The organism is Bradyrhizobium sp. SOJA106 (genome assembly GCF_059448745.1).
The window spans coordinates 2,796,277-2,809,659 of sequence record NZ_CM182549.1 but is presented as its reverse complement, the minus strand read 5'-3'; the positions used below and the strand labels follow the sequence as shown (position 1 = coordinate 2,809,659).

Genomic DNA, 13,383 nt, shown 5'->3' with positions numbered 1-13,383 from the left:
TGAATCATGCTGAACTTTCTCGCGCGCCGCATCGCGCAGATCGTGCCGACACTGTTCTTCGTGTCCGTGCTGATCTTCTCGCTGCAGCAATTGCTGCCGGGCGATCCTGCGCTGGTCATGGCCGGCGAGGAGCGTGATCCCGCCGTGATCGAGCAGATCCGCCAGCAGTACAAGCTCGATCAGCCGATCCCGGTGCAATATGTCTACTGGCTCAAGGGGGTGCTGACGGGCAATTTCGGCGAGTCCTTGCGCAACAAGATGCCGGTGCGCGAGCTGATCGCGCAGAAGCTGCCGGTGACGCTTCAGCTCGGCTCGATGGCGATCGTCATCGCGTTCTGCATCGGCATTCCCGCCGGCATCATCTCGGCGGTGAAGAAGGGCACGGCCTGGGACTACGGCGCCAATCTGTTCGCGCTGTGGGGCATCTCGACGCCGAATTTCTGGCTCGGAATTCTCCTCATCTTCCTGTTCTCAATCAAGCTCGGCTGGCTGCCGGCCTCCGGCTATGTGCCGCTCACCGAGAACTGGCGCGCGAGTTTGGCTGCCACCATCATGCCGGCCTTCGTGCTCGGCAATGCGATCTCCGCGATTCTGATGCGGCATACCCGCAGCGCGATGCTCCAGGTGCTGGAGAGCGACTATGTCCGCACCGCGCGCGCGAAGGGATTGTCGGAGCGCTCCGTGATCCTCAAACACGCGATGCGCAATGCACTCACGCCCATCATCACGCTCGGCGCGCTCGAGCTCGGCACGCTGCTCTCAGGCGCCGTCTTGACCGAGCAGATTTTCTCCATTCCCGGTTTCGGCAAGCTCATCGTGGATGCCGTGTTCAACCGTGACTACGCCGTGGTGCAGGGCGTGGTGCTGGTGACGGCCACGGTCTATATCACGCTCAACCTCGTCGCCGACATCGCCTATGTCCTCGTTAATCCCAGGCTGAGGAGCTAGGCCATGACCGACGCCGCGCTTTCAGCCAGTCCCGCCACGCAAGCCCACGAGCTCGACAGCCCCGCCCGCCGCGCGCGGCGGCGGCTGTTCAAGCGCAAGGTCGCGGTATTCGGGCTCCTCGTAATCACCGCGTTCATCCTCCTTGCAGCCTTCGCACCGCTGATCGTGCCTTACGATCCCATCGCGACCAGCTGGAGCCTGGTCCGCAAGCCGCCCACGGCGGCGCACTGGTTCGGCACCGACGAGCTTGGCCGCGACATCCTCAGCCGTGTCGTTTACGGCGCCCGCGCTTCCCTGTTGGCAGGTCTCATCTCGGTCGCGATCGCGCTCGGCATCGGCGTGCCGCTCGGCCTGCTCGCCGGCTATCGCGGTGGATTTGTCGATGCCCTGATCAGCCGGATCACCGATGCGATGCTGGCCTGCCCGTTCCTGATCCTGGCCATCGCGCTCGCGGCGTTCCTCGGCCCGAGCCTCGGCAACGCCATGATCGCGATCGGTATTTCGGCAACGCCGATCTTCATCCGCCTGACCCGCGGTCAGGTACTGAGCGTCAAGGCCGAGGACTATGTCGAGGCCGCTCGCGCGCTCGGCAATCCGCCCTGGCGGATCGCGTTCTCGCACATCCTGCCGAACATCCTGCCGGCGCTGCTGGTGCAGGCGACGCTGTCGATCGCCGCCGCCATCATCGCCGAGGCCGCATTGTCCTTCCTCGGCCTCGGCCAGCAGCCGCCGGCGCCGTCCTGGGGCAGCATGCTCAATGCAGCCCAGCGCTTCCTGACCCAGGCGCCGTGGATGGCGATCTGGCCGGGCTTGGCGATCTTCCTCGTGGTGCTCTCACTGAACCTCCTCGGCGACGGCCTACGCGACGCCCTCGACCCGAGGCAGCGCTAGGCTAAACTCTGCTGGCGGGCCCTTCACCTCTCCCGTCGGGGAGAGGTGAAGACCCACTGTCGACGGATCAGATCACCGTCTCCCGCATCACGCGCCGGCAATCCATCTCATATTCGAGATCGACCACCGGCGGCCGGGCATAATGCCAGGTCAGGCCGGAGCGCAGCGCGCCGCGGCGGACCAGCTCGTCGACCAGCGCGTGGTGGAAGTCGTGCACAGAATAGGCCTGCACGCCGGTCGTGTCCCTCCAGCCGAAGCCGAATGCGGTCATCCGGCTTTCCATCTGCGAGGTCGTGGTGAACCGCACCTTTTCACGCAGGCCCTCCGGGCTGAGATCGCGGTAGCGCACCGTGCGCTCGACATAGGTGCCGCTGCCCTCGCGCGCCTCGGCCCCGCCGGCGATCACGAAGGAAGGCGCCTTGGACGTCGTCGGCCGCGTGAAGGAGAACGCATAGAATGAAGGCTCGGACGGCGGATCGATCTCGGGACAGACATTGCTGCGCGCCACCGGGTTGGTGGTACCGTCGAAGATGCCCCACTCCGACAACCTCTTGACGTAATGCAGATTGAATGCGCGAAAGCCCTCTTCGCTGAAGGCCGCCGGCGAGCGCAACTCGCAGGCGCAGAAGGCCGTCAGCGGCCGGCCCGCCTCCTGAATATACTTCGCGGCCAGCGCAAATCCTTCAGCCAGCGGCACCAGCCGATCGAACCGGACGCGCTCGATCTCGTAGCCGTCGTGCGCGGCCGCACCGGCCGAATACTGGAACACGGACGGGATGAAACGATAATTGCCGGCGGAGAAGTCACTGAACATGTCGAGCTCCTAGTCCAGTTGCATGCGGATGCCCTTGGCGCCGTTGAGCAGGCGCTTCAGGTGAAAGCTGGCCAGCGGATCCTCGGCATGCATCCCCACCAGCGCGGCGAAGGCCGGCATGGCAGCGACGTCGCCGGCCTCCATCTTGGCAAAGGCCTCGCAATAGAGCGCCGTCTCCGGGGCCTCGAATCTGGCCTGCGGCAGCGGCTCGAACGCGCGCAACGGCTCGCTGCGTCCGCGCAGCATCAATTCGCCTACGGGGCGGCCCTGGAAATTCTCGGCCGCCTTGGCGACGCTAGCACTGACGCAGATGCGCGTGCCGAGATGCTTGTTGGCGGCCTCGAGCCGCGCCGCGATGTTGATGGAATCGCCATAGGCAGTGTAGTCGAAGAAGCGGTTGCCGCCGAAATTGCCGACCAGGGCTGGACCTGCGTGAATGCCGATGCGGGTGGCGCCGAAGTTCACGCCCCTCGCACGCTGGCGCGCGCAAAAATCCCGCGCCCAGGCATCGAGGTCATGGGCGCAGGCGACCGCGCGCGTCGCATAGTCGGGCTGATCGCCGGGCGCATTGAACAGCACCTGGAGCGCATCGCCGATGATCTTTGCGACGGTGCCTTCATGCGCGAAGACGACCTCGGTCATCCCTCCGACATACTCGTTGAGGAGCTCTCCCAGCGTCTCCGGCGGCGCGCTCTCGACAAGCGAGGTGAAGCCGGTGATGTCGGTGAAGATGGCGGCGACCTCGCGCCACTGTACCTCGATTCCCTCACCCTCGCCGCTGGCCGCCAGACGCTTGGCAAGCTCGGGCGAGAAATGGCGCGACAGCGCGGCATGGGCCCGCTCCGCCACCATCTGGCGGCGCCGCACCTCGCGCAGCATCTCGATGTGGCGGATCGTCTTGTCGATCGTGGCTTCAAGGTCGGCGAAGTCGATCGGCTTGGTGAGGAAGTCGAACGCGCCGCGGTTCATCGCGGTGCGGATGTTGCTCATGTCGCCATAGGCCGAGACGATGATGGTCGATTTCTTGTCTTCGGCCTCCTGCAGCTTTTGCAGCAGCGACAGCCCGTCCATGCGCGGCATGTTGATGTCGGAGACCACCATGTCGACCTGCGGATTTTGCTCCAGTGACTGCAGCGCCTCCACGCCATCGCGGGCGAACATGATGGCGAGCATCCCGTCGCGGATTTGCCTGCGGAATTTCTGCAGGACCAGCGCCTCGAGATCCGGCTCGTCGTCGACGAAGAGGATGGTCGCAGTCATGCCGCCTGCTCGAGCCTCGTGTCGATCTCCTGGCGCAGCAGCGCAAAGTCGATCGGCTTGGTCAAGAGCCCGACGGCGCCGCGCTCGATCGCCTTGCGACGCGTCTCGGCATCGCCATAGGCCGTGATCATGATGACGGGAACGTCCGGATGCTCGGCGCGTACTTTCGGCAGCATGTCGAGCCCGCTCATGCCGGGCATGTTGATGTCCGACAGGATCAGGATCAGCGAGGGATCGCGCACCTCGGCAGCGAGTTTCAGCGCATCGGACGCAGACGGCGCGAATTCCATCTGGAAACGGCCGGCGCGCAGGTCGCGCCGGAACTGCTGCCGGAACAGCGCCTCGACGTCGGGCTCGTCATCGACGACCAGGATGTAAACGTTCAACTCTTGCCTCCGGAAGTGCCGCCTGCCGCCATCATGCGCGGCAGAGTGATGATGAATTCGGTGAATACACCGGGTTCCGTGTTCACGTCGATCGTGCCGCCGTGCTGTTTCACGACGATGTCATGGCTCATGGATAGCCCGAGCCCCGTGCCCTCGCCGGCCGGCTTGGTGGTGAAGAAAGGATTGAACATCTTTTCCTTCACCTCCGCCGGAATTCCGGTGCCGTTGTCGCGGATCCGGATTTCGACCCCGCTGCCGAGATTTTTTGTGGCGGCGCTTAAAGTTGGCTCGAAGCCGTCCTGTGCGCTCTCCTTGCGCTTGGCGGACGCATAGAATCCGTTCGAGATCAGATTGAGCAGGACGCGGGTGATCTCCTGCGGATAGACGTCGATCATGCCGGCGGCAGGGTCGAAATCGCGCCTCAGCGTGACGTTGAAGGCCGGCTTTTCGGCGCGCGCGCCGTGATAGGCGAGATTGAGGCTCTCCTCCACGATCGCGTTGATGTCGCTGGGGCGATGCTCGCCGGAGCCTTCGCGCGAATGCAGCAGCATGTTTCTGACGATGGAATCGGCGCGCTTGCCGTGCTGAACCACCTTTTCCAGATTGCTCCTGAGCATGCCGGTCAGCTCCTCGATGTCCTCCTTCGTCTTGGCATCGAGCGATACGGCTTGAAGGGTTTCGTTGAGCTCGTCGATCAACTCGGTCGACAGTGACGAGAAGTTGTTGACGAAGTTGAGCGGATTCTTGATCTCATGCGCAATGCCGGCGGTGAGCTGGCCGAGCGAGGCAAGCTTCTCGGTCTGGATCAGGCGGTCCTGGGCGGCACGCAGATCGTCGAGGGACCGCGACAGCTCCCTGGTGCGTTCCTGGACTTCCTCGAACAATCGGACGTTCTCGATCGCAATGAGGGCCTGATCTGCAAACGTCGTGGCGAGCTCGATCTGCTTCTCGCTGAAGGGCCGCACGACATGCCGCGTCAGGACGAACACGCCGATGGGCGCCCCCTCTCGAAGCAAAGGCCCGCCAAGCATGGTGCCAACGTTGGAGCGTCTTCGCGCGGACGAAGGAGCAAATTCCGGATCCGCCTGCACATCCGGAACATGCACCGTCTTGCAATCAAGCAAGGTACGCCCGACGACGCTTCCCCGCTCCGGTACGGAGGCAAACGTCCGAAGCTTGGTCTCCTGCTCCGCGTCCAGGCCGCAGCTTGCTGCCAGATAAAACACGCCGTCGCGGGGCCGGAAGATCGTTCCTTCGTCCGCGTCACACAAGCGGGCCGCCGATGCGACCAGCGTATCCAGAACGGTTTGCAAATCGAACGTCGAGCGGCTGATCACTTTCAGCACATCGGCGGTCGCGGTCTGCTGCTGTAATGCTTCCCGCAATTCGGCCGTCCGCTGCTCGACCTTGTTCTCCAGGTCGGCATAGGATTGCTGCAGGCGCTCACCCATGTGGTTGAACTGGTCCGCAAGACCCTCGAGCTCATCGCCGGTCTTGATCGAGATGCGCTGGGCGAAATCGCCGCCGCCGATCCGCTCGGCGCCGACGCGCAGCGCCTGGATCGGCCCGACCATGCGGCGCGCAAGGAAAATCCCGGCAAGCACCGCAAAGATCGAGGCGACGAGCAGCACGAGCGCGAGCCGCTCCAGCGCGGCATAGAGCGTCGCATAGGCCTCCTCGACCGGCAGCTCGACGAACATGGTCCAGTGCAGCGGCTCGATCGGAGCCGATGCGGTCAGCACCCTCTGTCCCTGGATGTTGCGCGCTTCCGCAAGCGCGCCCATGGTATCGCCGCCGGCCAGCGCCGCTTGCACCTGCGCGAGGTTCGACATGTCGGTGTTGCGCAGGACCAGGCTGATATCGGGATGCGCGATCAGCCGTCCCTCCGGGCCGACGACATAGGCGTGCCCGTGCTGGCCGACCTTGATCTGGGACACGACATCCCAGATCAGCTTGAGGTTCACCTCGGCGATGCTGACGCCGGCATCCTTGCGCGCGCCGGCCTGTGCCAGCGTCATGTAGGGCTCGGAGTCTCTGCGAAAGTAGACCGGTCCGTAAAAGACCTTGTGGGCGACTGCCTGGGTGAACTTGGGGTCATCGGACAAATCGATCCCGCTGTCGATCGCATCCATCGCGAGCCGCGACACGCGCAGCCGCTCCCTGCCGGTCGCGTCCACCTGGGCAAGCTCGGTGATCGCAGGCACCTGCCGCAGCAGCCGCAGCGCATCGAACCGGCGCTGCTCGACCGAGCCCGCCGACCAGGGCAGTTGCGTGGTCCAGCCGAGCTGGCTCTCGATCTCCTTGACGAACTGGCCGATCTTGGCCGCAGCCGCCTCGGCCTGCTCGTGCTGGACCCGGATCAGAGCGGCCTTGTGCTCGCGATAGTAAAAGAAGACCTCGAACAGGCCGTTGGCCAGCAGCGCGATGGCGACGACGGCCACGAACAGCCCGACATATTTGGTGAACAGCCGGGGCCTGATCCCCCGCCCGGCCGCCTCGCCGGACACAACACCGTCCGAGGCCGCGCTCGGCAGCGTCCTGGCTTGCGGGGTGTCGGGAAGGAGGGAGAGGGCCATATCCCGCCGAACCTAGCAAGAAGGCCCGATCTTGTCTCTCACGCTCGCCCTAAGCCTTAGGGCGGACGCCGCGATCGGGACGTAAAAAGGGCGGCAACGGATTGGCCGTTGCCGCCCTTCTCTCCTCGTTCGATTGTCCGCCGCCTCAGGTCGGCCGCAGCGCCTTGGCGTCGAGGTCGAGCGCGTTGACCTGCTTGTTCCGCTCCGAATCGGCCGCCGCGCGATGGTCGGTCGCCAGCACAACGTAGACGGCGGGCAGCACGAACAGTGTGAACAGCGTGCCGATCGACATGCCGGCGACGACGACCAGGCCGATCGAGAATCGGCTGGCCGCGCCCGCGCCCGACGCCGTCAAGAGCGGGATCAGGCCGGTGACCATCGCAGCCGTGGTCATCAGGATCGGACGAAGGCGGATGCGGGCCGCCATCTCGATCGCCGAGCGGCGGTCGAGCCGCTCGTTGACCTGGAGCTCGTTGGCGAACTCCACCATCAGGATGCCGTGCTTGGTGATCAGGCCAACCAGGGTCAACAGACCGACCTGGGTGTAGATGTTCATGGTCGCAGCGCCGAAGAACAGCGGGATCAGCGCACCGACGATGGCCATCGGCACCGAGATCATGATCACGAACGGGTCACGCAAGCTCTCGAACTGCGCCGCCAGCACCAGGAAGATGATGATCAGCGCAAAGCCGAAGGTGATTGCGAGCTGATTGCCTTCCTGCACGTACTGACGCGAGTCCGCCAGATAGTCGTGGCTGAACCCCTGCGGCAGCTTCTTGGCCTCGCCTTCGAGGAAGTCAACCGCAGCACCGATGGTCACGCCGGGCATCGGCACTGCCGAGAACGTCGCCGAATTGAGCTGGTTGTAGTGGGTCAGCGAGTTCGGGTCTGTCCGGGTCTTGATCGAGACCACGGTTGACAGCGGCAGCTGCTGGCCGGTGTTGGTGGTCACATAGTAGCCGCCGAGCGATTCCGGCGAGAGCCGCTTGCCACGCGGCACCTGGGGGATCACCTGGTAGGAGCGGCCCTCGAGGTTGAAGCGGTTGATGTAGTTGCCGCCCAGCAGCACCGCGAGCGTGGAGCCGAGGTTCTGCATGTTGATGCCGAGATCCTGCGCCTTGGTGCGGTCGATCGTGACCTCCACGCTCGGCTGGTTGTAGGCGAGGTCGCTGTCGGAGACGATGAACATGCCGCTCTTGCGCGCGGCGTCCTTCAGCTTCTCCATCTGCTCGTAGACCGTCTGGAAGCTCGCGGTGGAGTTGATCACCATCTGCACCGGCAAGCCGCCCGGTCCGCCCGGCAGCGGCGGCAGGTTGAACGCGAACGCCTGCACGCCCTCGATCTTGGAGAGCTCGGCCTGCACCAGCGGCTTCAGCGCAATCGATGAGCGCTTGCGCTCCTCCCAGGGCTTGAGCAGCATGCCGGCAATGCCGCCCTGCGGGCCGTTGATGCCGTTCAGCACGAAGCGCAGATCAGTCTCGGGGAATTTCTGGAATTCCTTGTCGAGCTTCTCGCCGTAGTAATCGACGTAGTCGATGTTGGCGTATTTCGGCGCCTTGGTCACCGCGAACACGATGCCCTGGTCTTCCTCGGGTGCCAGCTCCTTCGAGGTATGCATGTAGAGGAAGCCGACGAGCCCGAGGATCGTCACCGCGAACAGGCCGGTAATGGCCTTGTAGTCGAGCGAGCGGTCGAGCCTGCGGCCGTACCAGCGCGTCATCGCGCCGAACACCTTGTTGACCAGCTTGGCGAAACGGCCCTCTTCGGTGTTCTTCAGCAGCACAGAGCACATCATCGGCGACAGCGTCAGAGCGATCACGCCCGACACGATCACCGAGCCCGCGAGCGTGAAGGCAAACTCGCGGAACAGCGAGCCGGTGAGTCCGCCGAGGAAGCCGATCGGGGCATACACCGCGGCCAGCGTGATCGTCATCGAGATGACGGGACCGACGATTTCGCGCGCGCCTTGCAGCGAGGCCTGGACCGGTGTCTTCCCCTCCTCCAGATGGCGGTGGATGTTCTCCACCACGACAATGGCGTCGTCGACCACGAGACCGATCGCGAGCACCATCGCCAGGAGCGTCAGCAGGTTGAAGCTGAAGCCCAGCGCCAGCATCAGGGTGCAGACGCCGATCATCGACAATGGAATGGTGACGACCGGGATGATGACCGAGCGCAGCGAGGCCAGGAACAGGAAGATCACCACGATCACGATGATCACGGCTTCGCCGAGCGTCTTCTCCACCTCGTCGATCGAAGACTGGATGAACTTGGTCGAGTCGTAGGCGACCTTCATCTTCATCGACGGCGGCAGGTTGCGTTCGAGCTCAGGGAACAGTGCGCGCACGCCCTTGACCAGCGTCAGCGGGTTGCCTTGCGGCGTTGCCTGCACGCCGATGAAGATCGCGTGCTCGCCATTGAAGGCGACGCTCGCATCCGTGCTCTGGGCGGCAAGCTCGACGGTGGCGATATCCTCCATCCTCACGAAGCCGCCGTCCTTGGCCTTGACGATCATCTTCTTGAACTGGTTGACGTCGGTCAGGCCGGTATTGGTCGAGACGTTCGAGACGATCAGATAGCCCTTGGTCTGACCCGCCGCGGACTGGAAGTTGTTGGCCTGGATGGCAGCGGCAACGTCCGCCGCCGACACGTTGCGGCCGGCCATCTTTACGGGATCAAGCCACAGCCGCATCGCAAAGGTCTGGCCACCGAGAATATCGGCCGAGGCGACGCCGTCGACGGTCGACAGCACCGGCTGCACCACGCGTGTCAGATAGTCTGATATCGCCGAGCCCGACAGCTCCTCGGACGAGAATCCGAGGTACATAACGGCGGTGGTCTGGCCCGTGGTCTTGGTCACGATCGGGTCGTTGGATTCCTTCGGGATCAGGTACTTGACCGAGTTGGTCTTCGCCAGAACTTCGGTGAGCGCCTGGTTCGGATCGAAGTTCAGCTTGATGTAGACCTGGATCGTCGAAGTGCCGAGCACCGAGGATGAGGTGATGTAGTCGACGCCCTCGGCGGAGGCGACCGCCTGCTCGATCGGCGTGGTGATGAAGCCCTGGATCAGGTCCGCGGACGCGCCGGGATAGACGGTCGTAATGTTGATGACCGTGTTCGACAGCTTCGGATATTGCCGGATCGGCAGCACCATCGCCGCGCGCAGACCGATCAGCAGGATCAGCAGGCTGACGACGACCGAAAGAACCGGGCGCTTGATGAAAATATCGGTAAAGGCCATCGCGGCGATCTCGATTTCTTTATCTCAAGAGACGTGATCCGGCCGGGCCGGATCACGTGAGGATGTTATCAGTAGCGCGGCGGCTGCGCCGGGATCGCCGGAGCCGGATCGGTCGAAATCGCCACCGGCGCGCCAGATTGCAGCTTGAGCTGGCCGACGGCGACGACCTTGTCGCCGGGCTTCACGCCCTTGATGATCTCGACGCGACCGTCGACTCGATTGCCGGTCTGCACGAAGGTGCGCACCGCTGAGAGGCTGGTCTTGCCGTCCTCTTCCTTCTTCTCGGTGATCACGAAGACCGAGTCGCCGTAGAGTGTGTAGTCCACCGCCGTCTCGGGCACGGTGATCACCGCCGGCTTCTCCGGCAGCACCACCGTGGTGGTCACGAACATGCCGGGCTTGAGGATTTTCTCGGGATTGGCGATCGTCGCCTGCACACGGATGTTGCGGGTGTCGGTGGCGATCTGCGGCTCGATCGTGGTGATCTTGCCCTCGAAGGTGCGGCCCGGATAGGCGTCGACCTTCAGCCGAACGGTCTGGCCGACCTTGAGGCTGCCGGAATCCTTTTCGGTCACCGTGAAGTTGGCCCACAGCTCCGACAGATCGGTCAGCGACACGATCGCCGTGCCAGCCGTCAGATACTGGCCGACTTCGACCTTGCGCATGCCGAGATCGCCGGAGAACGGCGCGCGCACCAGCTTCTGCGAGATCAGCGCTTCGGTCTTGGCGATGCCGGCCTGCGCCTGATCGTAGGCGGCCTGCGCGGTATCGACGGTCGCCTGCGGTCCGAACTGGCGCGAGGCCAGCTGCTTGGCGCGGTCGAGCGAGAGCTGCGCGACGGTGGCCTGCGCCTTGTAATTGGCGAGATCGCCCTGCTCCGGCGCATCGAACAGCTGCACCAGCGGCGTGCCAGCCTCGACGCGCGTGCCCGGCTCAAACTTGATCTCGGTGACGCGGCCGTTGACGTCGGCGCTGACGTCGACCTGGTGCACGGCGACAAGGCTGCCGACCGCGGTGAGCAGGTTGGGCACGATCTCCGACTTCGCCTCGGCGGCGCTGACGGCGACCGGCGGCGGCTTGTTGTTGGCGAAGAACTGCTTGATCATCTGGCCGCGGAAATAGTTGAACCAGACGAGGCCGCCGACGAGCAGGCTCAGCAGCAGGCTGACGATGATGAACCAGCGGACCGGCTTCACGGGCCGCTTCGGCGCCTTGTCGATCGGTTCGCCCGATATCTTGTGTTCAGCTACGATGTTCATGTCATGCGCTTTCTGCAATCGCCGCCTCACCCGCACCCGGCGCCAAAGCGCGGCCCAGATGCAAAGCAATTGCGGCGTCGTTAAGTCCGATACCCCTCAGGAGAAACTCACAGAGCTGGCGCTCGAGATCGTCAGCCTTGCCGTAGGCGAGACAGGGCGTGGCCGGCAGCCTGGTCAGCGCCGCCGTCATCACCGTGTGATGCGCGAACCAGAACAGGTTGAGCGGATCGCCGCTGAATGGCCGTGCGTCCCCGGCGGCCACCGCGCGCTCGAGCGAGGTGACGAACACCGCCCCGATCAGCGTCTCGATCTTGGCGTATAGCAAACGGGCGAATTCGCCGTCATCCAAATGACTCGTGGCCATCAGTCGCAGCCGCTGCGCCTCCTCCTGATCGGGCCCGTCGGCGATCTCGAGGAAATGTTCGACCATGCCACGGATCAGCTCGACCAGCGTCGCCGTCGACGGCTGCCGTTCGAGCAGCTCGGTGAGCGCCGGATCGGCCTCGCATTCGTCGCTGAGAATTTCGGCGTACAGCGCCGCCTTGGACGGGAAGTGCTTGAACAGCAGCGCTTCGGAAATGGCAGCGGCGGCCGCCACGCTCTTGGTCGTGGTGCCGTTATACCCGTGCCGTGCAAAGCAGCGTTTTGCGGCACCGAGGATCAACTGACGCCTCAGATCGCTCGTCATTCGCAATGAGCTCATGTTAGTGAGTAAGCACTCACCCACGCAAAAGTCAAGCAGAATGCTGCGCCGCAACCTAGATGTGTTGTAAAATCAGTGGAAATCGGTCCGTCCTGCACGGGTCACGTGCAGAATGGTGACTGCGCCGGGATGGACAGGTCCGGCCTAGATGGGCTGGAAGCCGAGATCTCCGCGGATCCGGTTGAGAATGTAGGTCCCGTCCCGGGTCGGGAGGATCCGCTCGAGGCTGGCGTTGTCGATCTTCACATTGGCAAAGCGCGGTCCGGCGGAGACGTCGTGGACCGCTTTGGCGAAGGCCTCGACCTCGGCCATGGTGGTCACAGCCCGGCTGTCCTGGATGCCGCAGGACTTGGCGACGCCGACGAGGTCGGCGGCCGCGGAGGTGTGGCTGGTCTGGCCGCCGGTCTCGCCATAGGCCTCGTTGTCGAGCACTGCGATCGACAGGTTGGACGGCTTCTGCAGGCCGATGGTGGCAAGGCTGCCCATCCCCATCAGCATTTCGCCGTCCCCGGTGATGACCAGCACGGGCAATTTGGGCTGCGCCAGCGCGAGGCCCAGGCCGATCATCGCAGCGCCGCCCATGCCGCCCCAGAGATAGAAGTTGCGGGCGTGGTCGCCGGCCGCGCACATGTCGTTGGTCGAGGCGCCCAAGCCGCCGATCGCGACGAGGTCCTTGCGGTTCGCCAGCAGCGCGGCGACCACCTGGCGGCGATCGAGGAGATTGGCCTTGCTCATTTGGTAAACACCTTGGCCCCGATCAGGCGCTGCGACAAAAGGACGGCGGTGGGCGTGAGTGCGTTGTAGGCCTGGGCGGCGGCCGCCTCCATCACGGCCGGCACCTCGGCCGCGTTCACGGCGCGCAGCACCTGAACGCCGGACAGCTCGAACACGCCCTGCGTGGTCGAGCCCATCGGCACCTGCCAGGGATTGAACTCGCCCCATTCGCCGCGCATCGTCACGAGCGTCAGGAACGGAAAGCGCAGGATAGGGATCAGCGACAGCATGTTGATGCAATTGCCGACGCCGCTCGATTGCATCAGCAGGACGCCGCGCTGGCCGCCGGCCCAGGCGCCGGCGAGAAGGGCGACGCCCTCCTCCTCCGTCGTCAGCGGAATGCCGCGCATGGCGGACGAACCCAGCACGCGCTGGATCAGCCTGGAATGGCCGGCGTCAGGCACGTAAGGCACCTGCCGGACGTCGAAGCGTTGCAAGGTCGCGAAAATATCGTCGGGCCAATTCGGGGCCGTGTCGGCAGCGTCAGCGCGGGCGTGCATTTTCCTGTCCGGTCGGCTTGCAAATCACGGC

11 protein-coding genes are annotated in these 13,383 nt (G+C 64.4%); 2 read left to right on the top strand and 9 right to left on the bottom strand.

What is annotated here, in order from left to right:
• Nucleotides 1–6: 6 nt before the first annotated feature.
• Nucleotides 7–948, top strand: coding sequence for an ABC transporter permease (locus tag AC5V87_RS12550; protein ID WP_456839798.1), 942 nt, complete (start codon nucleotides 7–9; stop codon nucleotides 946–948).
• Nucleotides 949–951: 3 nt separating this feature from the next.
• On the top strand, nucleotides 952–1,839 hold the full coding sequence (locus tag AC5V87_RS12545; protein WP_495371153.1) for an ABC transporter permease: 888 nt from the start codon (nucleotides 952–954) through the stop codon (nucleotides 1,837–1,839).
• Nucleotides 1,840–1,906: 67 nt separating this feature from the next.
• On the opposite strand, the gene cnbZ is transcribed toward AC5V87_RS12545, so the two are convergent.
• From cnbZ to AC5V87_RS12500, 9 genes are all read right to left on the bottom strand, one after another.
• Nucleotides 1,907–2,653 (bottom strand): 2-amino-5-chloromuconate deaminase CnbZ, encoded by a 747-nt coding sequence (cnbZ, locus tag AC5V87_RS12540; RefSeq protein ID WP_495371152.1) that lies wholly within the window; start codon nucleotides 2,651–2,653, stop codon nucleotides 1,907–1,909.
• A gap of 9 nt (nucleotides 2,654–2,662) precedes the next feature.
• Nucleotides 2,663–3,913 carry an adenylate/guanylate cyclase domain-containing protein gene (locus AC5V87_RS12535; RefSeq protein ID WP_456839801.1) on the bottom strand — a complete coding sequence of 417 codons (1,251 nt, stop codon included), beginning with the start codon at nucleotides 3,911–3,913 and terminating at the stop codon, nucleotides 2,663–2,665.
• A complete protein-coding gene (locus AC5V87_RS12530) occupies nucleotides 3,910–4,299 on the bottom strand; it encodes a response regulator (protein ID WP_456839802.1) in 390 nt (129 codons plus the stop codon). Before AC5V87_RS12530 ends, AC5V87_RS12535 begins: the two co-directional genes overlap by 4 nt.
• The gene (locus tag AC5V87_RS12525) at nucleotides 4,296–6,875 is read right to left on the bottom strand and encodes a sensor histidine kinase (protein ID WP_495371150.1); all 2,580 of its coding nucleotides are present in this window, start codon (nucleotides 6,873–6,875) and stop codon (nucleotides 4,296–4,298) included. Before AC5V87_RS12525 ends, AC5V87_RS12530 begins: the two co-directional genes overlap by 4 nt.
• A gap of 145 nt (nucleotides 6,876–7,020) precedes the next feature.
• Nucleotides 7,021–10,116 (bottom strand): MexW/MexI family multidrug efflux RND transporter permease subunit, encoded by a 3,096-nt coding sequence (locus AC5V87_RS12520; protein ID WP_456839804.1) that lies wholly within the window; start codon nucleotides 10,114–10,116, stop codon nucleotides 7,021–7,023.
• A gap of 68 nt (nucleotides 10,117–10,184) precedes the next feature.
• The gene (locus AC5V87_RS12515) at nucleotides 10,185–11,375 is read right to left on the bottom strand and encodes an efflux RND transporter periplasmic adaptor subunit (protein ID WP_495371149.1); all 1,191 of its coding nucleotides are present in this window, start codon (nucleotides 11,373–11,375) and stop codon (nucleotides 10,185–10,187) included.
• 1 nt (nucleotide 11,376) lies between these two features.
• The gene (locus tag AC5V87_RS12510; RefSeq protein ID WP_456839806.1) at nucleotides 11,377–12,063 is read right to left on the bottom strand and encodes a TetR/AcrR family transcriptional regulator; all 687 of its coding nucleotides are present in this window, start codon (nucleotides 12,061–12,063) and stop codon (nucleotides 11,377–11,379) included.
• Between the two features lie 159 nt (nucleotides 12,064–12,222).
• Complete coding sequence (locus tag AC5V87_RS12505) at nucleotides 12,223–12,813, bottom strand: thiamine pyrophosphate-dependent enzyme (protein ID WP_456839807.1); 591 nt, start codon at nucleotides 12,811–12,813, stop codon at nucleotides 12,223–12,225.
• Nucleotides 12,810–13,352 carry a phosphonopyruvate decarboxylase gene (locus tag AC5V87_RS12500; RefSeq protein WP_495371148.1) on the bottom strand — a complete coding sequence of 181 codons (543 nt, stop codon included), beginning with the start codon at nucleotides 13,350–13,352 and terminating at the stop codon, nucleotides 12,810–12,812. The genes AC5V87_RS12505 and AC5V87_RS12500 overlap by 4 nt, the downstream gene beginning before the upstream one ends.
• Between the last annotated feature and the right edge of the window lie 31 nt (nucleotides 13,353–13,383).